This is a genomic window from Streptomyces sp. NBC_00012, from assembly GCF_045040875.1.
Taxonomy (GTDB): Bacteria; Actinomycetota; Actinomycetes; order Streptomycetales; family Streptomycetaceae; genus Streptomyces.
The window spans coordinates 1,272,209-1,296,034 of the sequence record NZ_CP108309.1 but is presented as its reverse complement, the minus strand read 5'-3'; the positions used below and the strand labels follow the sequence as shown (position 1 = coordinate 1,296,034).

Sequence of the window (23,826 nt, the reverse complement as noted above, 5' to 3'; positions counted from 1 at the left end):
CGTCATGACCGCTGGAGAACCGGTCGTACTGGGTCTCCCCGGGCTGCCGGCCCGGCCGCTCGCGATGCGCCGCCCCTCGCGGCGCATCCAGGTCGGGTCGGTTGCGGTGGGCGGGGATGCGCCGGTGTCGGTGCAGTCGATGACGACGACGCGTACGTCGGACATCGGTGCGACGTTGCAGCAGATCGCGGAGCTGACGGCGTCGGGCTGTCAGATCGTGCGGGTGGCGTGTCCGACGCAGGACGACGCGGACGCGTTGGCGGTGATCGCGAAGAAGTCGCAGATCCCGGTGATCGCGGATATTCATTTCCAGCCGAAGTATGTGTTCGCCGCGATCGATGCGGGCTGTGCGGCGGTGCGGGTGAATCCGGGGAACATCAAGCAGTTCGACGACAAGGTGAAGGAGATCGCGCGGGCGGCGGGTGATGCGGGGACGCCGATCCGGATCGGCGTGAACGCGGGTTCGCTGGATGCGCGGTTGCTGGCGAAGTACGGGAAGGCGACTCCTGAGGCGTTGGTGGAGTCGGCGTTGTGGGAGGCGTCGCTCTTCGAGGAGCACGGTTTCCGGGACATCAAGATCTCGGTGAAGCACAACGATCCGGTGGTGATGGTGAATGCGTACCGTCAGCTGGCGGCTCGTTGTGACTATCCGTTGCATCTGGGTGTGACGGAGGCGGGTCCGGCGTTCCAGGGGACGATCAAGTCGGCGGTGGCGTTCGGTGCGTTGCTGTCGGAGGGGATCGGGGACACGATCCGGGTGTCGTTGTCGGCGCCGCCGGCCGAGGAGGTCAAGGTCGGTCTGCAGATCCTGGAGTCGCTGAATCTGAAGCAGCGGCGGCTGGAGATCGTGTCGTGTCCGTCGTGCGGGCGGGCGCAGGTGGATGTGTACAAGCTCGCGGACGAGGTCAGTGCCGGTCTGGAGGGCATGGAGGTGCCGTTGCGGGTGGCCGTGATGGGCTGTGTCGTCAACGGTCCGGGTGAGGCCCGTGAGGCGGACCTGGGTGTGGCGTCGGGCAACGGCAAGGGGCAGATCTTCGTGAAGGGCGAGGTCATCAAGACGGTGCCCGAGTCGAAGATCGTCGAGACGCTCATCGAAGAGGCCCTGAAGATCGCCGAGGGCATGGACGGGGCCGGGACGCCGTCGGGGGCTCCCGCCGTCACCGTGAGCTGAAACAGAACCAGAGAGGGGGCCCGAGCGTGACGATTCTGGAGAGCATCCGGGGGCCGCACGATCTCAAGGCGCTGAACGAAGCACAACTGGACGAACTCGCCCAGGACACCAGGCAGTTCCTCATCCAGGCGGTGGCCCGGACCGGCGGTCACCTGGGGCCCAACCTCGGGGTGGTGGAGCTCACCATCGCCCTGCACCGGGCCTTCGACTCGCCCGTCGACCGCATCCTCTGGGACACCGGGCACCAGAGCTATGTGCACAAACTGCTCACCGGACGGCAGGACTTCTCCAAACTGCGCGGCAAAGGGGGCCTGTCCGGGTACCCGTCCCGCGAGGAGTCCGCGCACGACGTCATCGAGAACTCGCACGCCTCGACCGTGCTCGGCTGGGCCGACGGCATCGCCAAGGCCCATCAGGTCCTGGGACGGAGCGACCACGTCGTGGCCGTCACCGGCGACGGGGCCCTCACCGGCGGGATGGCCTGGGAGGCGCTCAACAACATCGCCGCCGCCAGGGACCGCCCGCTCATCATCGTGGTGAATGACAACGAGCGCTCCTACGGCCCCACGATAGGCGGTCTCGCCGGCCATCTCACCACCCTCCGCACCACCGACGGCTACGAGCGCTTCCTCTCCTGGGGCAAGGAAGTGCTCCAGCAGACCCCCGTCATCGGACAGCAGCTGTACGAGTCGTTGCACGGCGCGAAGAAGGGATTCAAGGACGCCTTCGCCCCGCAGGGCATGTTCGAGGACCTCGGGCTCAAGTACGTCGGGCCGGTCGACGGCCATGACATCGCGGCCGTCGAATCCGCCCTGCACCGGGCGAAGCGCTTCCACGGTCCGGTGCTGGTGCACTGCCTCACCGAGAAGGGCCGCGGCTACCCGCCCGCGCTCCGGGACGAGGCCGACCGCTTCCACACCGTCGGCGCGATGGACCCGCTGACCTGCGCACCGCTCGCCCCGGCCGGCGGGCCCTCCTGGACCTCGGTGTTCGGGGACGAGATCGCCGCGATCGGCGCGGAGCGGCCGGACGTCGTGGCGATCACGGCGGCCATGTTGCACCCCGTCGGGCTGACGAAGTTCGCCGAGGCCTTTCCCGACCGGGTCTGGGACGTCGGCATCGCGGAGCAGCATGCCGTGGTGTCCGCGGCCGGACTGGCCATCGGTGGCCTGCACCCGGTCGTCGCCGTCTACGCCACCTTCCTCAACCGGGCCTTCGACCAGCTGTTGATGGACGTCGCGCTGCACCGGTGCGGGGTGACCTTCGTCCTCGACCGGGCCGGGGTCACCGGACCCGACGGACCCTCGCACAACGGCATGTGGGACATGTCCGTGCTCCAGGTCGTCCCCGGGCTGCGGATCGCCGCCCCGCGCGACGCCGGCCAGCTCCGGGCCCAGCTCCGTGAGGCCGTCGACGTGGACGACGCGCCCACCGTGATCCGGTTCCCCATGGAGCCCGTGGGGGAGCCGGTCCCGGCGGTCGGCCGGATCGGCGGTATGGACGTGCTGCACCAGGCGGACGACCCCGATGTGCTGCTCGTGGCCGTCGGCGTACTCGCCCCGGTCTGTCTGAAGGCCGCCGATCTGCTGGCCGGGGCCGGTGTCTGCTGCACCGTTGTCGACCCGCGCTGGGTCAAACCGGTCGACGGGGAACTGCCCCCGCTCGCCGCCCGGCACCGTCTGGTCGCCGTCGTCGAGGACAACAGCCGGGCCGGAGGCGTCGGCTCCGCGGTGGGGCAGGCGCTGCGGGACGCCGGGGTCGACGTACCGCTGCGCACGTTCGGCATCCCCGAGCAGTTCCTCGCGCACGGCAAGCGTGCCGAGGTGCTGGCCGACATCGGGCTCACCCCGGTCGAGATCGCCGGCCGGATCAGTGCCGTACTGGCCGCCGGGCAGGCGGCGACGAGGACCGAGGAGAGCGGGGCATGAAGGACGACGGGCCCAAGGGCTTCGACCTGGCGAGGCTCCTCGCGGAGCGCGGCGCCGAGCGCTATGAGCTGCACACCAAGTACCTCAATCACCAGTTGCCCCGGATGCTCCACACCATCGGCTTCGACAAGGTCTACGAACGGGCCGAGGGCGCACACTTCTGGGACGCGGACGGCAACGACCACCTCGACATGCTCGCCGGATTCGGCGTGATGGGCCTGGGCCGGCACCACCCCGTCGTACGCAAGGCCCTGCACGACGTCCTGGACGCCTCGCTCGCCGACCTCACCCGCTTCGACTGCCAGCCGCTGCCCGGACTGCTGGCCGAGAAGCTGCTCGCGCACAGCCCGCACCTGGACCGGGTCTTCTTCGGCAACAGCGGCACGGAAGCGGTCGAGACGGCCCTGAAGTTCGCCCGCTACGCCACGGGCAGGCCGAGGATCCTCTACTGCACCCACGCCTTCCACGGTCTGACGACCGGCTCCCTCTCGGTCAACGGGGAGGACGGCTTCCGGGACGGCTTCGCACCCCTGCTGCCGGACACCGCCATCCCGCTCGGCGACCTCGACGCCCTGCGGCGCGAGCTGAAGCGCGGCGACGTGGCGGCACTGGTCGTCGAGCCGATCCAGGGCAAGGGCGTCCACGCCGCGCCGCCCGGCTTCCTGCGGGAGGCGCAGGAGCTGCTGCACAAGCACAAGGCCCTGCTCATCGCCGACGAGGTGCAGACCGGCCTCGGCCGGACCGGCGACTTCTACGCGTACCAGCACGAGGAGGGCGTCGAGCCCGATCTGGTCTGTGTCGCCAAGGCCCTCTCCGGCGGCTATGTGCCGGTCGGGGCGACCCTGGGCAAGGACTGGATCTTCCGCCGCGTCTACTCGTCGATGGACCGGGTCCTGGTCCACTCCGCGAGCTTCGGCTCCAACGCCCAGGCGATGGCGGCCGGGCTCGCGGTCCTCGCGGTGATGGAGGACGAGGAGACCGTCGCCCATGCGCGCCGCACCGGTGATCTGCTGCGCGACCGGCTGACCGCGCTGGTGGACCGCTACGAGCTGCTGCACGAGGTGCGCGGGCGCGGGCTGATGATCGGCATCGAGTTCGGCCGGCCGTCGTCCCTCAAGCTGCGCAGCCGCTGGACCATGCTGCAGGCGGCCCGCAAGGGACTCTTCGCGCAGATGGTGGTGGTGCCGCTGCTCCAGAAGCACCGCATCCTCACCCAGGTCTCGGGCGACCACCTGGAAGTGATCAAGCTGATTCCGCCGCTGGTGATCGACGAGGCGGACGTCGACCGGTTCGTCATGGCGTTCACCGCTGTGATGGACGACGCACACAGCGGCGGTGGGCTGATGTGGGACTTCGGCAGGACACTGGTCAAGCAGGCGGTGGCCAACCGCTGAACCGTCTGGTGATCTCGGACGTTTTTGCCTGAGAGGTAAGAAATTTGCCTCTCAGGCAGGATCCTGGCCCAATGGGTACATGAATCCTCCAGACGGAGGGGCGGCCGACGAGCTGCCCGGAGTCGCACCACGCCTGCGCGATCTGCGCCGGAGCCGTGGTCTCACCCTGGAGACCGCCGCTCAGCGGGCCGGGCTCTCGCCCGCCCATCTCTCCCGGCTCGAGACGGGCCGTCGCCAGCCCTCGCTGCCGATGCTGCTCGGTCTTGCCAGGATCTACGGTACGACGGTCTCCGAACTGCTCGGAGAGAAGCCCCCGGAACGTGACGCGATCATCCGCGGCGGGAAGTTCGAGGGGGCCGAGGCGGACGGCTGGATGTACCGGCAGGCCGGCGGTTCCGGCAGGGCGATGCAGGCGCTCCGAGTCCGGGTTCCGCAGGCCGCGCAGAGCGATCTCGTGCGCGTCCATCCCGGCGAGGAATGGCTGTGCGTGCTCACCGGACACCTCCGGGTCTGGCTCGGGGAGACCGTGCACGACCTGGCCCCCGGGGACAGCGCGCACTTCGACTCGCTCACCCCGCACCGGATCACGGCCGTCGACCGCGACGGTGCCGAGCTGCTCTTCGTCCACACCCTGCTGCAGAGCCCCGCCGCCGAGCTGTGCCTCGGCAGCGGTATCCACCGTCGCTGAGACCGGCTCCTCCGGTCGCCAGAGAGGACCGTCATGTCAGATTCAGAGAACTTCGACCCGCTGGGGTCCAGGAAGAACTACGAGGCCCAGGAGCGGAAGTTTCCGCGCGGCGTGGTGATCCGGCTGTTCGCCTACCTCATCGCCGGACACATCTTCGCGGCCTTCCTCTACCTGCTCTTCGCGGTGGCCGGCAAGGGCTGACCAGGCCCGTCCGCACCTACCGCGCCTCGTCGAGGAGGCGGACGCGCAGCCGGTCCCGGGTTTCGGGAGCGAGCTTCAGGCCCTCGGAGAAGTAGCGGTCCGTGCTGCCCCAGGTCTCCTCCATGGTGGCGAACGCTGCCGCGAGGTAATCGGCATGGGCGCCGAAGAGCGGGTTCAGCAGTTCCATCACCTCGGCCGACATGCCGTCCGCCGAGGTGTCGCCGCGCTTCACCTTGTAGCGGCGGTGGGCGTCGTTCGACTTCAGGTAGTCGGCCTCGATGGCCTCGCGCTCGACGCCGACGGCGAGCAGTGACACCGCGATCGACAACCCGGCCCGGTCCTTGCCCGCCGCGCAGTGCATCAGGGCGGGAACGCTGTCCTCGGCCAGGGCGTGCAGCACCCGGCTGTGCTCGGCGGTACGGTCCTTGATGATCGAGCGGTACGAGGCGAGCATCCGGTTCGTCCCCTTGCCGTCGCCCAGGATCGAGCGCAGCTGCTCGACGTCGCCGTTGCGGACCATGTGCCAGAACTCCGAGCCGTCCGCCGGGTCGGAGAGCGGGATGTTCACACTCCGTACGCCGGGCAGCTCCACGTCCAGCCCGTCGAGCCGGCGGTCGGCCGCGTTGCGGAAGTCGAAGACCGTGTGCAGACCGAGGCCGCCCAGGAACGAGGCGTCCTCGGCGGTGGCGTGCGCGAGGTGACCGCTGCGGAAGAGCCCCCCGTGCCGCACCCGTCGCCCGTCCACGGTGGGCAGCCCGCCCACATCGCGGAAGTTGCGGACACCCGCCAGCTCGGGTTCCGTCGACGGGATCTGCGGCGACTGCTGCGTCACGGTGACTCCTGGAGTGTCTGGTGCCGGCGCGAGTCGCAGGCAAGGCCACTCCCGCGACGATACGACATCGATTCCTCAGGCAATCATCTCGGCCATTCCCTGTCGATACCCGGGTGAACTCCGGTTCTCCCGCGGCGAATCCGTCCGGCCAATTCCTCGCCAGGCCGTTGCCCACGCCCCGCCGATGGTCGATGATGTGCGGAACTGTTCGAATGTGGGGATGCGATGATCGAGACGGGCAATACCGGCCGGACCTGGCTGCTCACCGGGGCGAGCAGCAGCTACGCACTGCGGCTGACCGAGCAGGACGAGCTGGTCCATCTGCACTGGGGGCCGAGAATCGGCCTCGCGGCGGCCGAGGCGCTGGCCGCCGCACCGGAGCTGCCCTTCAGGGCCTTCGAGTCCCACCTCGACGGCCGGGAGGAGTATCCGGTGGAGGGCGGGCCCAGGTTCGTCCGCCCGGCCCTCTCGGTACGCACCCCGCAGGTCCGGGGCACCGAGTGGACCTTCGATACCGCCGAGGTGGACGGGGACGAGCTGCGGATCGGCTTCACCGACTCCGTGCACCGGCTCGCCCTGACCCTGCACTACCGGATGCGGGACGACTCCGACGTCGTGGAGCGCTGGGCCACCGTCGCCCACGCCGGACCGGATGGCCCGCCGCTGGAACTGCTGCGCGCAGACGCGGCCGCCTGGTCGCTGCCCGCCCGCGACGGCTGGCGGCTGAGCCGGCTGCACGGGCGCTGGGCGGCGGAATCCCGGCTCGCGCGGGCGGAGCTGCTCCATGGCGAGAGCGTCATCTCCAGCAGGCGGGGCCACACCGGCCATCAGTTCCTGCCGTGGGTCGCGCTGGACGCCGACGGCGCCGCGACCGAGGAGAACGGCGAGGTGTACGGCTGCGCGCTCGGCTGGTCCGGGTCGTGGAGGATCTCCGTGCAGCGGCTGCCCGACGGGCTCGTACAGATCACCGGCGGCGCCGGCTACGACGACTCCGGACTGTTGCGGCTGGCGCCGGGGGAGTCGTACACCACGCCCGTCTTCGCCGGCCTGTGGAGCGGGCAGGGGTTCGGCGGGGCGAGCCGCGCCTGGCACGCCTGGCAGCTGGCCCATGTGATCCCGGGCGCGGAGGACGTGCGGCCGGTGCTCTACAACTCCTGGGAGGCGACGGGCTTCGACATCTCGCTGGACAAGCAGCGAGCCCTCGCCGAGCGGGCCGCCGCGATGGGCGTCGAACTGTTCGTCGTGGACGACGCGTGGTTCGGGCAGCGGACCAGCGACCGGGCCGGGCTCGGCGACTGGACGCCGAATCCGGACCGCTTCCCCGGCGGGCTGAAGCCACTCGCCGACGAAGTGCACGGGTTCGGCATGCAGTTCGGTATCTGGGTCGAGCCGGAAATGGTCAACGCTGACAGTGATCTCTATCGAGCACATCCCGACTGGGTGCAGCACTTCCCCGGGCGGGCGCGGACGGAATACCGCAACCAGCTGGTGCTCAATCTGGCCCGTCCGGATGTGCAGGCATATCTGTGGGAGCAGCTGGATACGCTGCTCTCCGAAACGCCCGTCGACTACGTGAAATGGGATTTCAACCGCTGTTTCACCGATGCGGGCTGGCCGGGCGAGGAGTACCCGCAGAAGCTCTGGATCGACCACGTGGATGCCCTGTACGCGCTGATCGACCGGCTCAGGGCCGCACATCCCACGGTCGCGTTCGAGTCCTGCTCGGGCGGCGGCGGCCGGATCGACCTGGGGATCCTGTCCCGTACGGACCAGGTGTGGACCTCCGACAACACCGACCCGCTCGACCGGCTCGCCATCCAGGAGGGATTCGGGCACATCCACCCGGCCCGGGTGATGGCCGCCTGGGTCACCGACAGCCCGAACGACCAGCTCAACGGCAGGGTCAGCTCGCTGCGCTTCCGTTTCGTGAGCGCGATGGCCGGTGTGCTCGGGGTCGGCGGGGACCTTGCCGAATGGAGCGACCAGGAGCTGGCGGAGGCGCGGGCCTGGGTGGACCTCTACAAGGAGATCCGCCCGGTCGTGCAGCAGGGCGCGCTGTACCGGCTGCGTGAGCCGCGCGGCGGACTGAGCGCGGTCCAGTACGTCCACGGGGACGACGCCGTGGTCCTGATGTGGCTGGAGGCGCAGCGGTACGGGGAGCGGCCACCGGTCCTGCGGCTGCGCGGGCTCGACCCCGAGGCGACCTACACCTGCCTGGACACGGGGGCGGTGCACCACGGTTCGGTACTGCTGCATCAGGGGCTGCACTCCGGACTCCGGGGCGATCTCGACGCGCGGGTGCTGAGGCTCCGACGGGCATGATGCGCCTTATGTCCGTAATACGGCCATTTGCCCGAACATGGCCTGTTCGTAAGGGACATGGCGGTCGCCTCGTGAGCGGGATCATATCCGTGACGGTGTGTGGCGAAGGGCGAGTCGGGTAATCCGTGCGCGGTGCGGAAATTCAAGATCCTTAATCCACGGAGTGTGACCGGAATTCCGCGCCGATTTCCCGGCGCGGATTCCGGCGTGGAACCTGTGGCTTGTTCTCGTCGTCCCGACTCGCTTACGGTCACCGTCAATCCGGTCGGACCGCCTAATCCTGCCGCCGCCCGGAATTCACATCCACTCATCGTGTGGCAGGAGCGGGGGAACCAGGTAAGCCGCCGATCGGAGAAATCCGGCCGGCTCGGGGTTAAGACGCACTCAGTGCGGCCGGGCATCTCCAGCCCGAACCCGACAGCTCACCTCGCAGGCGCCGGAGAGGAATTACGCCATGCCCATATCGGGTAAGCACCGTCGTCCCAAGCTCAGCACCATCGCGCGTGGCGTCGCCGCGGTCAGCGCCGGCGGCGCCGTCGTCGCACTGCCGCTGCTCGGCGCCACCGGTGCCCAGGCCGCGGAGCAGGCCGTCCCGGCCGCCGCGCCGCAGCCGGCCGCCGCCACGCACGCCGCCCCGGTCGCGCAGAAGCAGGCCGCCACCACGACGTACTCCGTCGTCTCCGGCGACTACCTGTCGAAGATCGCCGCCGAGCACCAGATCAAGGGCGGCTGGCAGCAGCTGTACCAGGACAACCGCGAGGTCGTCGGCGAGGACCCCAGCCTGATCTTCCCGGGCATGAAGCTGACCCTCGGCGGCAAGGCCGCGGGCAACGCCGCGCCCACCGGCGCCGGCACCGGCTCGGCCCTCCCGTCGAAGGCGCCTTCGGTGGCCGTCGAGAAGTCCGCCCCGGCCAAGTCCTCGTCCGCCGCCACGGAGTCCAAGGCCCCGGCCTCCGCCCCGGCCGCCACCCAGAGCACCGGCTCCGGTTACGTCCACCCGGTCCCCGGCAACCACACCACCGCCTACCGCGCCTCCGGCTCCAACTGGTCCAGCGGCAGCCACACCGGTATCGACTTCCCCGTCTCGACCGGCACCAGCGTCAAGTCCATCACCTCCGGCACCGTCGTCGCCGCCGGCTGGGGCGGCGCGTACGGCAACCAGGTCGTCGTCAAGCACACCGACGGCCACTACTCGCAGTACGGTCACCTGTCCTCCATCTCCGTGTCGGCCGGCCAGGCGGTGAGCGCGGGCCAGCAGGTCGGCCTCTCCGGCGCCACCGGCAACGTCACCGGCCCGCACCTGCACTTCGAGGTCCGCACGGGCCCGGCGTACGGCTCGGACATCGACCCGATCGCCTACCTGGCCTCGCACGGCATCTCCGTCTGAGACGGACGGCCGGGCAACTGAGCGACCAGGCATGACCTGAGCAACACGGAAGGGGCGGTGCGCGGCGGCGCACCGCCCCTTCTGCTTATTCCCCCTTTACCAAAAACTGACCGGGTGGTCTATCTCACCACCCGTCAACCCCTTATTACGGTCGCGTAGGTCACATTCGGCGGTGCAGGATAAGCGTTTGTGGCAGACGATTCGAGAAAAAATCAACGTGGCGTCAACAACCGACAGGGCGTCATCGGGTCGTACGCGGCGATTGGCGACAGCTTCACCGAGGGAGTCGGCGACCCCGGCCCGGACGGGACCTTCGTCGGCTGGGCAGACCGATTCGCGGTACTTCTCGCGGACCAGCTCCCGGACCCCGATGCGACGGGCACGGAAGGTTCCGCACACGGGAATTTCAGGTACGCCAATCTCGCCGTACGCGGACGCCTCCTCGACCAGATCGTCGAGGAGCAGGTACCGCGCGCCAAGGAGCTCGCACCCGACCTGGTGAGCTTCTGCGCGGGCGGCAACGACATCATCCGGCCGGGCACCGACCCCGACGACGTGGCCGAGCGCTTCGAGCGTGCCGTCGCCGAGCTGACCCGAGCGGTCGGCACGGTCATGGTCACCACCGGCTTCGACACCCGTGGCGTTCCCGTGCTGCGCCATCTGCGCGGGAAGATCGCCACCTACACCGCCCATGTGAGGGCCATCGCCGACCGCTACGACTGCCCGGTCCTGGACCTGTGGTCGCTGCGGTCCGTCCAGGACCGGCGGGCCTGGGACGACGACCGGCTCCACCTGTCGCCCGAGGGACACACCAGGGTCGCGCTGCGCGCCGCCCAGGTCCTCGGCATCGACGTGCCGGCCGACCCCGACCAGGTATGGCCCCCGCAGGCACAACGCGGCACCCTCGAAGTGCGGCGCGACGACATCCACTGGGCACGCGAGTACCTGGTGCCGTGGATCGGCCGGCGGCTGCGCGGCGAGTCCTCCGGCGACCACGTCGAAGCGAAGCGCCCGGACCTCCTGCCGCTCTGAGGGGGCAGCCCTCGGACGGCCGATCGGTGCGTGCCCCGGCCGCACACCCACTGCCGCACCAGGGCGGGCCAGGTACTCAGGCCCGCCCGGTGCGGGAGGGCAGTGGTGACACGGGGGACGGCAGCGGCGAGGCGGGCAACGGCAGGGGTGACAACGGGAGTGACAGCGGCGACGCCGGGAGCGGCAGCGGCGACGCAGGGATCCGCTCCAGCACTCCGCCCGCGAAGACGTCGTACAGCGGAAGCGTCTCCAGGTGCACGTACCCGATGTGGCAGTCGCAGACCGCCAGCGGACAGGCTCGCGGACCGAGCGCCCGCCGGTAGCTCCCGTCGTAGAGATTGCCCAGCTCCGCCGGTACGAAATGGCAGCGCCGCACCGTGCCGTCACCGTCCACCGAGATGACCGACTCACCGGTCCGGCAGGGCAGCCCGGCCGACCGGTGCGGATGCCGGCTGTACGGGAAGAGCGGGTCGATGGCCGTCCAGCGGTCCGCCTCCTCGTCCGTGTACGTGTGGCCCTCCGCCGCGTTCACCCAGAGATAGACCTCGTCCGGCAGCGCGGCGCGCAGTCGTCGCGCCTCGTCGAGATGGCCGTCGAGCCCGACCACTCCGACACTGTGCCGGATGCCGAGCGCGGTCAGCTCCCGGCACTTGGCGAGGAACCGCTCGTACGGCGTCTGCCCCGGGTGGTACGTGCACCACAGCGCGATCTTCTCGCGGCCCGCCCCACCGGCTTCGGCCAGCCACCCCGTACGGCTGCTGATGTTGGTCTGGATGGCGACCCGGCCGATGTGCGGCAACTGCGCCAGCTCGACCAGGGCACGGCGGTACCAGGAGCGGACCAGGCCCTCGCCCCACGGCGTGAACAGCACCGAGATCCGGTCACCGGTCTGTGCCGCGGCCCACGCCGTGAACCGCTCCAGCGCGGCCCGGTCGGCGCGCAGCTGCTCCCGGCTGTCGCGCCGCTTGGCGAACGGGCAGTACGGACAGTCGTAGTCGCACGAGGAGAGCGGCCCGCGGTAGAGGATCGTCAGGTCCATCGGCGCGCTCACTTCAGTTCGTACGCGGCCATCGCGGCGCGTACGTCGGGGGAGAAGAGTTCCGGTCCCAGCGCGTCGGAGTGGGCCAGGCCCTCGGGGGAGAGCCGCAGCAGTCCGGACGCCCCGGCCGACGCGTCGAGCCAGCCGTGCGACTCGAACCGGGCCAGCTCAAGGGGGAAGTCGTCGGCCGGCGAGGTGCCGAACCGCTCCCGGTAGTCGGTCAGTGGCAGCCCCCCGGCCTGGAGCATCGACTGGAGCAGGTGGCGCCGGCGCGCCTCGTCGCCGTCGACGTACCGTCCGACCTCCGCGTGCGAGAAGTCCTCGGTGGCGGTGTAGCCGTCGATGATCGCCCGCACCTCCCGCATCTCCACCGCGTAGTCGAAGGAGTAGTGCAGCTTCGTGGTGTACGAACGGGCGCCGCACCCAAGGCCGATCATGCCGTCGGTCTGGCAGGCGTAGTCGTCGGGCCCGTCCGCCCGAGGGGCGTCGGCGCGACGGAACATCCGCATCGAGACCTGCTCGTAGCCGTGGGCCAGGAGGTGGTCCCGGCCCGCGCGGTACAGGCGCAGCCGCTGCTCGTCCCAGGCCGCGTCCGCCGCGGCCTCGCTGTCGGCACCGAGCCGTCCCAGCCCGGTCAGGGGGCGCACGTACAACGGGTAGAGGTAGAGCTCCTCCGGCCGCCAGCCGAGCGCCGCGTCCAGCGAGGTGCGCCAGCTCTCCTCGGTCTGGCCGTCGATGCCGTAGATCAGGTCGATGTTGAGGACCGGGATGCAGGCGTCACGTATCCGGTCCAGCGAGGCTTCCACGTCGGCACGTCGCTGCGGGCGCACGGCGGCCCGCGCTTCGGCCTCCACGAAGCTCTGCACCCCGATGCTGATCCTGGTCGTTCCGCGGTCGGCGAGGACGGCCAGCCGGTCGGCCGTCGCGGTCGACGGCGATGTCTCGACCGAGAGCGGAACGGACCGCAGATCGGCGCCCATCCGCTTCTCCGCGATGTCGCAGAGCCGCTCCAGCTCCGCCGCGGTGAGGAACGTGGGCGTACCGCCGCCGAACGCGGCCGCGGCGAACCGCACCGGCCCGTCGTCACCCAGCGCGTCCCGGACCGCGGTGGCCTGCCGGTCCAGCGCGTCGAGGTACCGGGTCGTCAGCTCGTCGGGAGCACCGATCCGGGTGAACAGATTGCAGAAGCCGCAGCGGACCTCGCAGAACGGGATGTGGAGGTAGAGCGAGAGCGCGTTCTTGCGCTCTGCCGCCCACAGCTCGCGCAGCCCCGGCCGGTCGGCGAGCGGCCGGTAGGCGGTCTTGTGCGGGTAGGCGTACACATAGCTCTGGTACGGCCGGACAGCCGGTGCGGCGGTCGTGGTGCGGCTCATGATGCGGTGGCCCCCGGGTCCAGGAAGAAGTGCGCGTACGGAACGGTCCAGACGGACTCGTGACCGAGCCGGTGCCCGTTGTAGCCGTCGTCCCCGTACGCCGTGCCGTGGTCCGAGCAGACGATGGCGAAACAGCGGCGGCGGCTGCTGGCGGCGGCGAACAGCCTGCCGATGTGGGCGTCGACGTACTCCAGTGCAGCGGCATGGGTGGCGCGGGAGTCGCCCGCCTCGCGGGTGGCCCCCGGCTGGTGGAACCAGTTGGGCTGGTGCAGGGCGGAGACATTGACGAAGAGGAACAGCCGCTGCTCCGCCGGGAGTTCGGCGACGATCTGCTCGGCACGGGTCACCTGGGCCTCGAAGGAGGTGGGCGACGCCACACCGAACTCCGGCTCCCAGTGGCTCTCCTGGAACATGTCCGGCAGTACGGAACCGAGCGGCGGCTGCCGGTTGAAGAAGCCGACACCGCCGATGCACACCGTGCGGTAGCCCACCCCGGAGAGTCCGGACAGCAGATCCGGCGTGTCGAAGACAAACGTGCCCGGGGCGGTGGACTCACTGCCGGCGAAACGCGCCGCGAAAAGCCGCGGGTGCGGTCCCGGGCCGGCCGGTGTCGGCAGGAATCCCGCGAAGATCGCCTGGTGGGAGGCGTAGGTGAAGCTTCCCGGCGCATGCCGCTTCTCCCAGACACCGCCCGGCAGATGACGCGCCAGGTGCGGAATGCGCCCTTCGGCGGCGAGCTCCACCGCCACGTCGTAGCGCAATGTGTCGAGGGTGACGAGCAGCAGATCGTGGCTGCCCACGATCCCGCTCATGTCCGGCTCGCCCGTGTGCGGGTCGTTGACGCGCGGCTCGCCCGTGTGCGGGTCGTTGATGCGGGGCTCGTTCATGTCCGGGTTCCCGGCGTCCGCGGGTGCGGGGGTGGTGTCAGGCAGTGGCGGTTGCACGGTGGTTCCTTGCTCTGTTCTGTACGGCGGCGACCTGCGCCGCGTACGTGTCCAGTCCCTCGGCGCCGCTGCCGGGAAGCCCGGTCAGGCGCGGCAGCAGGTCGCCGAAGGCGTTGACCTCGCCGACGGCGAAGCGCCGCCAGCCGGTCGAGGGCAGCAGATCGACGCCCACGCACAGGGTGTCCGGGAAGCACGCCGCGGCCCGTTCGCACACGGCCAGGGCTTCGCCCCAGCTGCCGCCCGCCGTCTCGACGGCCGCGCGGACGGCGTCGAGATCCCCGCGCTCGCCGCCGAGGTGAAGATTGGTCATGGGGGAGTGGCTGGTGCGCACCACGGCATGGGTGGCCCGGCCGGCCACCACCACGACCCGCAGGTCCGTCGCCCGGCCGCGCTGGGTGGCCTTGGGCAGCCAGCGCTCGATGTGCAGCCCGTCGGGTGCGAGCGCGTCGACGATCGCCGCGATCTCCGGCTCCGTCGTGATGCGGCGCACCCGCAGGGAATTGAAGAGCCGGCCGGACGCGTCGCGCTCCACCGAGGTGGTGGTCCTGATGCGGCCCGGCCCGGCCGTCTCCACGGCCAGGACCCCCGAGGCGGACGAGCCGTGCGCGAGCTTCACGAAGACCCTGGACATGCCGAGGTCCGCCATCCGCTCGCGTACGTCCGCCCAGTCCCGCACCACGGGTGCCGCGGCCCCCGAGGTCGGTGACGCCGGGACCGGCACCCCGGCCCCGTCCAGTACCCCATGGCAGAGCCGCTTGTCGAAGAGGACCGCGACATCACCGGGGTCGTCGAGCAGTTCGGCACCGGCAGCGGACGCCGCCCGCGCCACCGTCCGCACGGCCTCGGTGAACCGGGCGTACCAGAGGGCGGATCCCTCGACCCTGGTCGGATCGTCGACGCTCCGCAGAAGCCGCTCCACCTCGGCGTCCTCACCCGGCGAGTCCAGCCGTACGGTCTCGCCGGGCAGGAAGACGGCTTCGCCGCGCAGGACCGCCGACCAGGGCACGACGCGCGCTGCCGGCAGCCCGGCGGCGCGCACGGCGTCCTGGAAGAACGTGACCCGGCGGTTGCCGGGCACACCCACGACGGCGAAGCGCGGCGCCGGGCCCGCCGTACTACTCGCTGACGGCGACATAGCGGTCGATGTCCTCTTCCGGATCCCAGTACTCGACATCGTCGATCTCGCCGTTCACCCGCTCGGTTCCGAGAAGGTTCCGCAGGCGTTCCACCATCGGGTCGCTCATGTAGTGGTGGTGCAGATCCAGCGACTTCAGATGGGTGAGCGGCTGGCCCGAGAGCAGTGCCTCGGCGCCTTCGTCGCCCAGGGTCCCCATCGCGAGGGAGAGCGATTCCAGCTGGGCGACCACCGGGGCGGAGGCCACGGCGGCCGCGATCTCGTCCTGGATCTCACTGTTCTGCAGCCCCAGATGGCGCAGGGCGGGGAATGTCGCGCCCGAGAGCAGCGGAGCGAGGTCCTCGACCGTGGCGTCCCCGCCGTACTCGGTGACGCCGAGCCAGAGTTCGAGCCGTTCCAGCGCGGGCAGTTCGCAGGCGCCGATCGCGCGCACGACGTCGGACGGGAGCCCGCCGGACTCGAACCGCAGTGACTTGAGCGACTTGTGCCGCACCGGCCGCAGCCCGATCACCGGCCGGTCGCCGACCTCTTCGCCGGAGCCGCGCACCGTCAGCTCCTCCAGCTCCCCGAACGCCTCGACCACCGGGGTGATGTCGCACATCTCCAGCCACGACAATTCGCATTCCTCGCTGACGACATCGGCGAGGAACAGCGCCCGCAGCGCGGGAAAACGGTCGGCGTGAGCGACCAGCAGATCGACGACCGGGGCGAACGGCTCGTACTCCTCCTGCCACCAGGCGCCGATCACCAGGGCCCGCACCTGCGTCGTGTCGACCGTGTCGAGGAAGTGCTGCCACAGGGGGCCGAACGTGAGATCGCCCTGCCAGGCGCTCTCCAGCCGCCACGCGACCGAACCGGCGTCCGGGAGGGGGACGTCGGAGCTCCGGCCGGGCCCGGGAAGGGTGTGGACGGGCAGACCGTGGAATGACTCCGGGTGCTCGATGTCGGTCATGGCACTTCACTCCGAGGCCGAGGTGTAGCGGCCTTCGACGCCGCGGTCGCCCCAGGGCTTCTCGCGCTCCGACACATCGACCCGCACACCGTGCGGCTCCAGCGCCTGTACGATCCGGCGCTCCATCGGCTCGGTCATGAAGTGGTGGTGCAGATCGAGCTGTTCGAGATGGGTGAGCGGCTGGCCGTCCAGCAGCGCCGCCGCGCCCTCGTCGCCCATCGTGCCGTTGGACAGGTCGAGGACCCGCAGCTGCGCGACGACGGGGGCGGAGGCCACGGCCGTTGCGATCTCGTTCTGCAGCTCGCTGTTGCGCAGACCGAGGTGACCGAGCCGGGGGAAGCGGGTGCCGGAGAGCAGCGGGGCCAGGTCGGCCACATCGGCGTCGCCCCCGTACGCGGAGACACCGAGCCAGAGGTCGAGCCGCTCCAGCGCGGGCAGCTCGCTGTCCAGAATGCCGCGGATCACCCCGACCGGCAGACCGCCGGTCTCGATGGTCAGCGAACGCAGCCGCTCGTGCTTCGTGGCGGAGAATTCCAGGCCGGTGCCCCCGCGCACACCCAGTTCCAGCAGGCCGGGGAAGGCCTTCAGCAGCGCCGTGACATCCGTCTGCTCGATCCAGGAGATCTCGTTCTCCTCCGAGATCATGTCGCCGACGAAGACGGCCTCCAGCGAGGTCAGCCGGTCGGCGGCGGCGATGATCAGATCGATCGGGTAGGACGAGTCCTTCTCGTACGACTCGCCCCACTGACCGACGATCAGGGCCCGCACCCCGGCCGGGTCGACCGCCTTCAGGAACTCCTGGAAGGCATTCTCCCAGGTCGTCTCGGATTCGTCTTCGTACGGATCGACCGAGATGCGCCAGGCTGCCGCATCGGCGGCCTGCACGGGCGCCTCACCCGTCGTGTGCTGGAAGTCGACAGTGGGAAGGCCGAGCAACTCGTGCAGATGGTCCACACCGGACATGACCCTGAGCTCCTGGTACTGGGGGACGGGCTGATGTCCACAAGGTTTATCAAGCCGCACTGACAACGGCGCGACCGGGACCGCCGAGACCGGGACCGCCGCCACGGGCCCGCCCGGTCCGCCGGGGCGAGCCGGCCGTCGGCCCCCTGAATCACGGTCACCGGAACCCGCTACGAGTATCAATGTCAGACCCGCCCCGTAGCGTTTTCTTCGTGGCCGGCACAGCGGGTGCTGCCATCGAGGGGAGACGTCTGTGTACCGGCAGGGCGATGTACTGATCGTGTCGTTGGAGGAGTCGGCGGTGCCCGCGCATCTCCTGGACGCACCGGGGGAGCCGAGGGACGGCCGTGGCCGCATGGTCCTCGCGCTGGGCGAGGTCACCGGACATGCCCACGCGGTGCAGGGGCCGGGCCGGCTGATGCGCGAGGCAGGGGTGTTCGGGCCGATGCTGCTCCATCTCCCCGAGGGCGGACGGGTGGTGCACGAGGAGCACGCGGTGATACCGCTGTCGAAGGGCTGGTACCGCGTGGTGCGCCAGCGGGAGTACACACCCGGAGCGGTCCGCATCGTCGCGGACTGACGGCGGCCCGCGCCCGGCGGAAGCGGGCCGGGCGGGGGACCGTAGACGCCGCGGCACACAACGCGTCACCGACAACGCAGGCAGTGGCACGCGGCACGCGCAACGCACAAGACAGTCACAGAACACAGAACACATAGAAGACAGAACACAGGGGACGGGGAAGACCGATGCAGTACGTGGACTCATGGCGGGCCGTGGCAGCGGCGACCGGCGCGGCCGACCGGTCCGCGGCCGAGGACGGGCTGCGGCTCGCCTACCGCAGCGCAGGACTCGCCGAGCCGGAGCGGATCGTCTGGGTCGACTCGCCCAGGGCCGCTGTGGAGGCCGTGGAGAAGCTCGTCGACGCCGGGCGCTCGGTGCGTGACGAGATACGGACCCGGCCCTGGGCCCAGGAGCGCCGCCGGATGTACGACGAACTGGGTCCGGCGGGCTGGTCCGCGCTGTGGTCCGCCACGGGCGCTCAGCTCTGGGAGACCACCGCGGCACTCGCCGAGCGGATCAGGGCCGGTGTCGTCGCGGACCTCGCGGAGCGCCCCGAGGACGAGTCCGACGTCCGGCTGGTGCTGCTCGACGCGGTGCTGGGCCAGCACGACGCGGCCTGGCTCGCCGCATTCGACGGCCGGGGCGACCGGCTCGACGGGCTGGCGGAAGTGGCCAGGCACGCGGGCTGGTGGTGGCCCTACGAGCGCGCCGTGGTGATCAGCGAGCGGCCGGAGGCGCTGCACCGGGACGAGGCGGGCCGGCTCGACCGCGGGGACGGCCCGGCGCTCGCCTACCGTGACGGTTTCGCCCTGCACGCCTGGCGCGGCATGCCGGTGCCCGCGGAGTTCCTGGAGGAGCTGAACTCCCTGACCCCGGAGCGGATACGCGAGGAGGAGAACGCAGAACTGCGCCGCGTGATGCTGGAGTTCTACGGCTACGACCGATACCTCACCGAATCCGGCGCGGAGCCGGTCCACCGTGACGAGACGGGTGTCCTCTGGCGGATCGCGCTGGACGGCGACGAGGACGTGGTGATGGTCGAGGTGGTCAACTCCACCCCCGAGCCGGACGGTACGCACCGTGTCTACTGGCTGCGGGTGCCGCCCGGCACCAGGACCGCGAAGGACGGTGTGGCCTGGACCTTCGGACTCGACGGCACGGTGTACGCGCCGGTGCGCCAGACCTGAGCGCCGTCGGACGGCACCGGCCGGGGCCACGTGGCCGGGTCACCCGGTCGGGGATTCCGGTGGCGGGCGCGGTCCGACCGGCGGCCGGGGCTACGCGGCTGGTGCGTCGGCCGGGGCCACGTGCCGGAGGACGTGCCGAGCCGGGGCCAGGGAGCCGAATCCGGGGGAGGGCGGGGACAGGAGCTGGGCCGGGCTCAGGCCGTCAGTGCCTCGTGGTCGATGCCGAGTTCGCGGGCGAGTGCCTCGTCGGTCCAGGCCAGCATCGTGGCCCGGGAGAGCGGACCCGCGTACGACGTCGTCTGGACGGCCAGGCCGTCCAGCAGGGCGGTCAGCCGCCAGGCCGCCGACATCGGGTCGTCGCAGTGGAACTCACCGGCGGCGGCGCCCTCTTCGATGACCTCGGCCAGTTCCGCCTTCCACTGCTGGTCGAGGTCGCCGGCCACATTGCGCAGCGCCGGGTCGCGCAGCGAGGCGGCCCAGCCCTCGATCCACAGCCGCCACCCCTTGGCCTGCCCCGTCGGCGCGTACCAGCGCACGGCGGCGCGCAGCCGCCGTACCGCACTGGTGCGGCGGCCCAGCACCTTGCGCAGCTGGGCGAGGTCGGCCTCGGCGGCATGTGCGAAAGCCGCCGCGACCAGCTTCTCCTTGGTCGAGAAGTGATAGAGCACCAGCGCGTTGCTCACTCCGAGTACGGCGGCCACATCGGCGATCCGGACCGCCGCGACCCCCCGCACCTCGATCTGTTCGATGGCAGCGCTCAAGAGCTCCTCACGTCGCTCCGCCACGCTCAACCGCACTCTCGCCACGGCGTCACCCTAGCGAATATGCCACGCGCGGGAAGACCGGGGGCGGAGGCCGTCCACGACCCCGCCCCCTCTCCGGCCGGTGTCCTACGCACCGGCCCGCGCCGTCAGCACCAGATGTCGGCGCAGCCGGAGTTGTACGCGTCGGTCAGCGTCTCCGTCAGCGACGCACCCGAGGCGTCCGTGACGGTGGATCTCAGATCGACCTTGGCGGTCCCGAGGGCAGGCACGGTGACCTTCCAGCGGCCGCCGGCTCCATGGGTCGCCGTGGCCGGCTTCCAGTCGGTGCCGTCCGTGGCGTACCAGACCTTCAACGAGGCGATGGGCAGCGCCTTCCGTTCTCCCTGTGCGGTGAGACCGACCGTGAAGTCGAGCGGCTTTCCGGGGTCGGCCGCGTTCTCACCGGAGAGCGGGAGCCGGTAGTCGAGGTCCAGCAGCCGGGCCGGTGCGGCCGATTTCTCGTGCCCGGTGCGCAGCCGCCATTCGCTGGTGACCCTGGTCCCGAGCATCCACGTCACCGGATCCGGCGAGGTACGGGTGGCATCGACGGTCAGCCGGTACCAGCCCTTCTCGTGCGGCAGGTCGAACGTGGCGCGTCCCGGTGCGCCGTTGCGGGCCAGCACCCTTCCGCCGTCGTCCGTGAGGACCGTGCTCCCGCTGTCCGCGCCCGGCGCCGTCTCGGCCCGGTGCCCGGCCGCGTCGGAGAACACCGGCAGGGCCACCTTCAGTTTGTCGCCCTCCCTGACGACCTGGGCGGCACCGGCCCGTTCGCCGAGCGCCGGGTTGAAAGGCGCGGACATCCAGTCGTCCCGGTAGTCACTGTCCACGCGGTACACGGTGGGTGCGCCGACGAGCGTGCCCAGCGGATAGACGCGGTCGGCGACGTCGTACTGGTAGTGGAAGGTCGCCGTGGTCCACGCCACGCCCGGTGAGAAGTGGAGCGTCTGCTCGGCCGGCGGACGGTAGCGGGTCGTCTGCTGGTACAGCGTCAGGCCGTGCCACGTCGTCCAGGCGTACATGTCCTTGGGGTCGGACGGGTAGCCGTGGGTGCGCTGTGCGGTCCGGACCTCGGCCAGCTCGGACCGCCGGTCGAACCAGTCGGCTCCGGCCGGGACCCGGCCGTCGACCGAGTGGTGCAGATAGTAGGCGTCCGCCGAGGTGCTGACGCCGTTCAGGGTCAGCGTCAGCGGCCCCTGGGCCAGCCGGTCCCGCAGCGCGGGCACGCCGGACGGGTCCAGCCGGAGCACCGGAGTGGGCCGGTAGACGGAGAGCCCGTAGCCGACGTACACGATGGCGGCCGTTCCGGCGTCGGTCAGTTTCTGGTAGAGCCCGTTGTTGAACGAGGTGTTGCTGGTCGCCGGTGTCCACAGCACGATCCTGCCCTTGAGGTCCATCGCCGCAGGGTCGGTGTCCGCCCCGGTGCCGATGTCGACGACCTCACCGGTCGCGGTGCCCAGCCACCTGTAGATGCTGTACTGCGACAGCAGCAGCTTCAGGGCCTGGGGTGAGGAGCCGGGCTCGTGCGCGTCGACCTCCCGCTGCTGCCAGCTCAGCCCGCCGAAGAAGGTGAGCCCGTCCAGCGCTCCGCCGGTGCTGGGCACGGCCTCCACGCGGTACTGACCGGCGGAGCTCGGCGCGATGAGTCCGTTGTCCACGGTGCCGGAGCCGGTGTCGATCCGTGAGGCGATTCCGGTCGCCGACTGGAGCGCGATCCGGGCGGACCCGTCGTCCACCCCGATCCGCACCGGCCGGGCGCCCTCGGTGTCCAGCGCGAGCGAGGTGTCCCGGTCCACCGTCACCCGCCGGGCGAAGTGGATCGCCGTCGTCCCGACGACGGTGTCGTCCACCGTGTCGTACTCCCAGGTGTGCCCGAGGACCCGGTAACTGCCGCGTGGCAGCGTCACCTTCCTCGGCGCGGTGCCGCTCAGCCCGATCAGCTGGGACGCGCCGGTCCGCTCGTTCTGCAGCACCACACCCGTAGAGGTGGCCTCGCTGTCCGCACGCGGTGCGGGGCCGGTCAGGGTGAGGGTGTACGTCTCCGGATCGGCCTGGATCGAGACGGGTACGGTCGTGCGTCCGCGCCCCGGCCAGGTCGCGGTGACGGCACCGTCGTACGTCGTTCCCGCCTCGACCTCGGAGGGTTCGAGGGTGACCCTCGAGACGGCCGAGGACCGCGCGGGCACGGTCAGCGTCCGCGCGTCGGTGCGCACCGCACCGCCCTGTCCCGCGGAGAGCGTGAGCCGCACCGGCTTGTCGGTGGTGTTCGTCCAGGTCAGCTCACGGGTCTGCGGTTCGGCGGCGGAATTCGGGTACGTGGCGTCGGCGGCCAGCGTGGCGGGTTCGGCGAGTACTGCGGTGGCCAGCGCGGCCGGCACGTCGGTCAGGCCCGAACCGGTGTCGGAGACCGTCGCACCGTCCACCCGCGCGGCGCTCCCGACCAGCGCCGCCTTCAGCCGGGCGCCGGACCAGTCGGGGTGCCGCTGCGCCAGCAGGGCGGCGGCGCCCGCCACATGGGGGCTCGCCATCGACGTACCGGAGAGCGAGGCGTACCGCTCGGTGACGGCGGCGTCGTCGAGGGTGCCCTCGGCGCGCGCCGCGACGATGTCGCTGCCGGGGCCCGAGACCTCCGGCTTGACGGCGGGCCGGCCCTCGCGCGGTCCGCGTGAGGAGAACGGCGACATCTCGCCGGACTTGGTGACCGAACCCACGGTCAGCGCGGCGTCGGCGGCGCCGGGTGCGCTGATGGTGTGGTCGCCGCTGTTGCCCGCGGCGATGACGAAGAGCGTGCCGTGCTCGGCGGAGAGCCTGTCGACGGCGGTGGACAACGGGTCGGTGCCGTCGGACGCCGCCGACGTGCCGAGGCTCATGTTGACGATCTTGGCGTCCTGGTCCACGGCCCACTGCATGCCGGCCAGGATCCAGGAGTCGTAGCCGTAGCCGTCGTTGTCGAGCACCTTCCCCTCGACGAGTTCCGCACCCGGTGCGACCCCCGCGTACCGGCCCGCGGACGCGGCCCCGGAACCGGCGATGATCGAGGACACATGGGTGCCGTGGCCCTGCATGTCCTGGACGTCGCCGTCCCCGGTGAAGTCCTGCGAGGCGACGACGGCGTTCTTCAGATCGGGATGACCGCGGTCGTAGCCGGTGTCGAGAACGGCGACCCTGGTGCCCTTCCCGGTGATTCCGGCCCGGTGTGCCCGGTCGGCGCCGATCTGCGGGACGGACTTGTCGAGCGTGGCCCGCACGCGGCCGTCGAGCCATACCTTCCCGATGCCCCGGTCACCGGCGCGTGACGGCGTGCCGAGCTGTTTCCAGACGGTACCGGCCGACTTCTTGGGCACCTCGAGTGCGGTGGTCCGGGTGGTCGGGAAGGCTGTGGCGACGCGTGCTCCCTTCGGGGCGCCGGGGCTCCGCGAAGCCTCCGTGGCGCCTCCGACGAGGATGCGCAGCGAGTCCGTGTCGGCATCCGCGTAGCCCGAGGCGGCGAGCTCGGTCACATCGAACAGCCGCCTGTCCACCCGGCCTCGGGATATCTCGCCGATGGCGTCGATCGGGACGGCGTACTCGTGGCCGCCGGCCCGGAAGCGGGTGAAGCCCATGGCCTCACGCCCGGCGCCCGGCACGATCGAGCTGATCTGTACGTCGTTCCCACGGCCGGAGTACGTCACCACATCGCCGGTCAGCAGGGTGACAGTGCTGCCCCGGCCGGCCATGGCCGGGGATGCGGACGGGTCCGCGAAGGCGGGGGTGCTGTCGGCGGCGGCGGGCAGTGTTCCACCGGCAAGGGCGGCGGCGAGCGCGGTGGCGCAGACCGCCATCCATCTGGTCCGTCTCATTCTCACCTCGTGAACTCGTGGGTTCTCAGGGGGTGGTGAGGCGAGAATGACAGGAACATGGCGGACCGGGGCCGGTC

At 70.9% G+C, this 23,826-nt stretch carries 19 protein-coding genes and 1 riboswitch; of the genes, 10 read left to right on the top strand and 9 right to left on the bottom strand.

The window, feature by feature from the left end; translation table 11 throughout:
• The first annotated feature begins 4 nt into the window (after positions 1–4).
• The 5 genes from ispG (at position 5) to OHA19_RS06100 (ending at position 5,382) form a co-directional block, all read left to right on the top strand.
• Entirely contained in the window at positions 5–1,171 is a 1,167-nt protein-coding gene (ispG, locus tag OHA19_RS06120) for a flavodoxin-dependent (E)-4-hydroxy-3-methylbut-2-enyl-diphosphate synthase (protein ID WP_405719058.1), read from the top strand.
• Between the two features lie 26 nt (positions 1,172–1,197).
• Positions 1,198–3,099, top strand: a complete 1,902-nt coding sequence (dxs, locus tag OHA19_RS06115) for a 1-deoxy-D-xylulose-5-phosphate synthase (protein ID WP_405749611.1) — start codon at positions 1,198–1,200, stop codon at positions 3,097–3,099.
• The gene (locus OHA19_RS06110; protein ID WP_405719062.1) at positions 3,096–4,493 is read left to right on the top strand and encodes an aspartate aminotransferase family protein; all 1,398 of its coding nucleotides are present in this window, start codon (positions 3,096–3,098) and stop codon (positions 4,491–4,493) included. Before dxs ends, OHA19_RS06110 begins: the two co-directional genes overlap by 4 nt.
• Before the next feature lie 79 nt (positions 4,494–4,572).
• Positions 4,573–5,181: a helix-turn-helix domain-containing protein gene (locus OHA19_RS06105; protein ID WP_405719065.1), complete on the top strand. Its 609-nt coding sequence runs from the start codon at positions 4,573–4,575 to the stop codon at positions 5,179–5,181.
• Between the two features lie 33 nt (positions 5,182–5,214).
• Entirely contained in the window at positions 5,215–5,382 is a 168-nt protein-coding gene (locus OHA19_RS06100; RefSeq protein WP_176729046.1) for a DUF6126 family protein, read from the top strand.
• 16 nt (positions 5,383–5,398) lie between these two features.
• On the opposite strand, the gene OHA19_RS06095 is transcribed toward OHA19_RS06100, so the two are convergent.
• Positions 5,399–6,214 carry a tyrosine-protein phosphatase gene (locus OHA19_RS06095; protein ID WP_405719068.1) on the bottom strand — a complete coding sequence of 272 codons (816 nt, stop codon included), beginning with the start codon at positions 6,212–6,214 and terminating at the stop codon, positions 5,399–5,401.
• A 225-nt stretch (positions 6,215–6,439) separates the two neighbouring features.
• Here OHA19_RS06095 and OHA19_RS06090 point away from each other — a divergent pair, with 225 nt between their 5' ends.
• From OHA19_RS06090 to OHA19_RS06080, 3 genes are all read left to right on the top strand, one after another.
• A complete protein-coding gene (locus OHA19_RS06090) occupies positions 6,440–8,536 on the top strand; it encodes an alpha-galactosidase (RefSeq protein WP_405749609.1) in 2,097 nt (698 codons plus the stop codon).
• Between the two features lie 271 nt (positions 8,537–8,807).
• A riboswitch (cyclic di-AMP (ydaO/yuaA leader) is annotated at positions 8,808–8,985 on the top strand.
• Between the two features lie 5 nt (positions 8,986–8,990).
• Positions 8,991–9,923, top strand: a complete 933-nt coding sequence (locus OHA19_RS06085; RefSeq protein WP_405749607.1) for a peptidoglycan DD-metalloendopeptidase family protein — start codon at positions 8,991–8,993, stop codon at positions 9,921–9,923.
• 189 nt (positions 9,924–10,112) lie between these two features.
• Positions 10,113–10,955 carry an SGNH/GDSL hydrolase family protein gene (locus OHA19_RS06080; protein WP_405719074.1) on the top strand — a complete coding sequence of 281 codons (843 nt, stop codon included), beginning with the start codon at positions 10,113–10,115 and terminating at the stop codon, positions 10,953–10,955.
• A gap of 76 nt (positions 10,956–11,031) precedes the next feature.
• Here the strand turns inward: OHA19_RS06080 and OHA19_RS06075 are convergent, their stop codons facing one another.
• The 6 genes from OHA19_RS06075 to OHA19_RS06050 all read right to left on the bottom strand — a co-directional run bounded on the left by OHA19_RS06075 (position 11,032) and on the right by OHA19_RS06050 (position 17,361).
• Positions 11,032–11,994: an STM4011 family radical SAM protein gene (locus OHA19_RS06075; RefSeq protein ID WP_405719076.1), complete on the bottom strand. Its 963-nt coding sequence runs from the start codon at positions 11,992–11,994 to the stop codon at positions 11,032–11,034.
• An 8-nt stretch (positions 11,995–12,002) separates the two neighbouring features.
• On the bottom strand, positions 12,003–13,367 hold the full coding sequence (locus OHA19_RS06070; protein ID WP_405749605.1) for an STM4012 family radical SAM protein: 1,365 nt from the start codon (positions 13,365–13,367) through the stop codon (positions 12,003–12,005).
• Entirely contained in the window at positions 13,364–14,179 is an 816-nt protein-coding gene (locus OHA19_RS06065) for an STM4013/SEN3800 family hydrolase (RefSeq protein ID WP_405722008.1), read from the bottom strand. The genes OHA19_RS06070 and OHA19_RS06065 overlap by 4 nt, the downstream gene beginning before the upstream one ends.
• A gap of 112 nt (positions 14,180–14,291) precedes the next feature.
• Positions 14,292–15,446, bottom strand: coding sequence for an STM4014 family protein (locus OHA19_RS06060; protein WP_405749603.1), 1,155 nt, complete (start codon positions 15,444–15,446; stop codon positions 14,292–14,294).
• On the bottom strand, positions 15,427–16,398 hold the full coding sequence (locus tag OHA19_RS06055) for an STM4015 family protein (RefSeq protein ID WP_405719083.1): 972 nt from the start codon (positions 16,396–16,398) through the stop codon (positions 15,427–15,429). The genes OHA19_RS06060 and OHA19_RS06055 overlap by 20 nt, the downstream gene beginning before the upstream one ends.
• Positions 16,399–16,404: 6 nt before the next feature.
• Positions 16,405–17,361, bottom strand: coding sequence for an STM4015 family protein (locus OHA19_RS06050; RefSeq protein WP_405749601.1), 957 nt, complete (start codon positions 17,359–17,361; stop codon positions 16,405–16,407).
• Between the two features lie 253 nt (positions 17,362–17,614).
• Here OHA19_RS06050 and OHA19_RS06045 point away from each other — a divergent pair, with 253 nt between their 5' ends.
• Positions 17,615–17,941 carry a hypothetical protein gene (locus tag OHA19_RS06045; RefSeq protein ID WP_405719089.1) on the top strand — a complete coding sequence of 109 codons (327 nt, stop codon included), beginning with the start codon at positions 17,615–17,617 and terminating at the stop codon, positions 17,939–17,941.
• 167 nt (positions 17,942–18,108) lie between these two features.
• On the top strand, positions 18,109–19,110 hold the full coding sequence (locus OHA19_RS06040) for a DUF6745 domain-containing protein (RefSeq protein ID WP_405749599.1): 1,002 nt from the start codon (positions 18,109–18,111) through the stop codon (positions 19,108–19,110).
• Positions 19,111–19,304: 194 nt separating this feature from the next.
• On the opposite strand, the gene OHA19_RS06035 is transcribed toward OHA19_RS06040, so the two are convergent.
• Positions 19,305–19,895 carry a TetR/AcrR family transcriptional regulator gene (locus OHA19_RS06035; RefSeq protein WP_405719094.1) on the bottom strand — a complete coding sequence of 197 codons (591 nt, stop codon included), beginning with the start codon at positions 19,893–19,895 and terminating at the stop codon, positions 19,305–19,307.
• 125 nt (positions 19,896–20,020) lie between these two features.
• Positions 20,021–23,749 carry a S8 family serine peptidase gene (locus OHA19_RS06030; protein ID WP_405719097.1) on the bottom strand — a complete coding sequence of 1,243 codons (3,729 nt, stop codon included), beginning with the start codon at positions 23,747–23,749 and terminating at the stop codon, positions 20,021–20,023.
• Positions 23,750–23,826 lie beyond the last annotated feature (77 nt).

Coding starts and splice junctions, on each gene's coding strand:
- OHA19_RS06050 (WP_405749601.1), bottom strand. CDS start 17,361: ATGTCCGGTGTGGACCATCTGCACGAGTTGCTCGGCCTTCCCACTGTC.
- OHA19_RS06090 (WP_405749609.1), top strand. CDS start 6,440: ATGATCGAGACGGGCAATACCGGCCGGACCTGGCTGCTCACCGGGGCG.
- OHA19_RS06075 (WP_405719076.1), bottom strand. CDS start 11,994: ATGGACCTGACGATCCTCTACCGCGGGCCGCTCTCCTCGTGCGACTAC.
- OHA19_RS06105 (WP_405719065.1), top strand. CDS start 4,573: ATGAATCCTCCAGACGGAGGGGCGGCCGACGAGCTGCCCGGAGTCGCA.
- OHA19_RS06030 (WP_405719097.1), bottom strand. CDS start 23,749: ATGAGACGGACCAGATGGATGGCGGTCTGCGCCACCGCGCTCGCCGCC.
- OHA19_RS06055 (WP_405719083.1), bottom strand. CDS start 16,398: ATGACCGACATCGAGCACCCGGAGTCATTCCACGGTCTGCCCGTCCAC.
- OHA19_RS06070 (WP_405749605.1), bottom strand. CDS start 13,367: ATGAGCCGCACCACGACCGCCGCACCGGCTGTCCGGCCGTACCAGAGC.
- OHA19_RS06110 (WP_405719062.1), top strand. CDS start 3,096: ATGAAGGACGACGGGCCCAAGGGCTTCGACCTGGCGAGGCTCCTCGCG.
- OHA19_RS06100 (WP_176729046.1), top strand. CDS start 5,215: ATGTCAGATTCAGAGAACTTCGACCCGCTGGGGTCCAGGAAGAACTAC.
- OHA19_RS06085 (WP_405749607.1), top strand. CDS start 8,991: ATGCCCATATCGGGTAAGCACCGTCGTCCCAAGCTCAGCACCATCGCG.
- OHA19_RS06060 (WP_405749603.1), bottom strand. CDS start 15,446: ATGTCGCCGTCAGCGAGTAGTACGGCGGGCCCGGCGCCGCGCTTCGCC.
- OHA19_RS06065 (WP_405722008.1), bottom strand. CDS start 14,179: ATGAGCGGGATCGTGGGCAGCCACGATCTGCTGCTCGTCACCCTCGAC.
- OHA19_RS06040 (WP_405749599.1), top strand. CDS start 18,109: ATGCAGTACGTGGACTCATGGCGGGCCGTGGCAGCGGCGACCGGCGCG.
- ispG (WP_405719058.1), top strand. CDS start 5: ATGACCGCTGGAGAACCGGTCGTACTGGGTCTCCCCGGGCTGCCGGCC.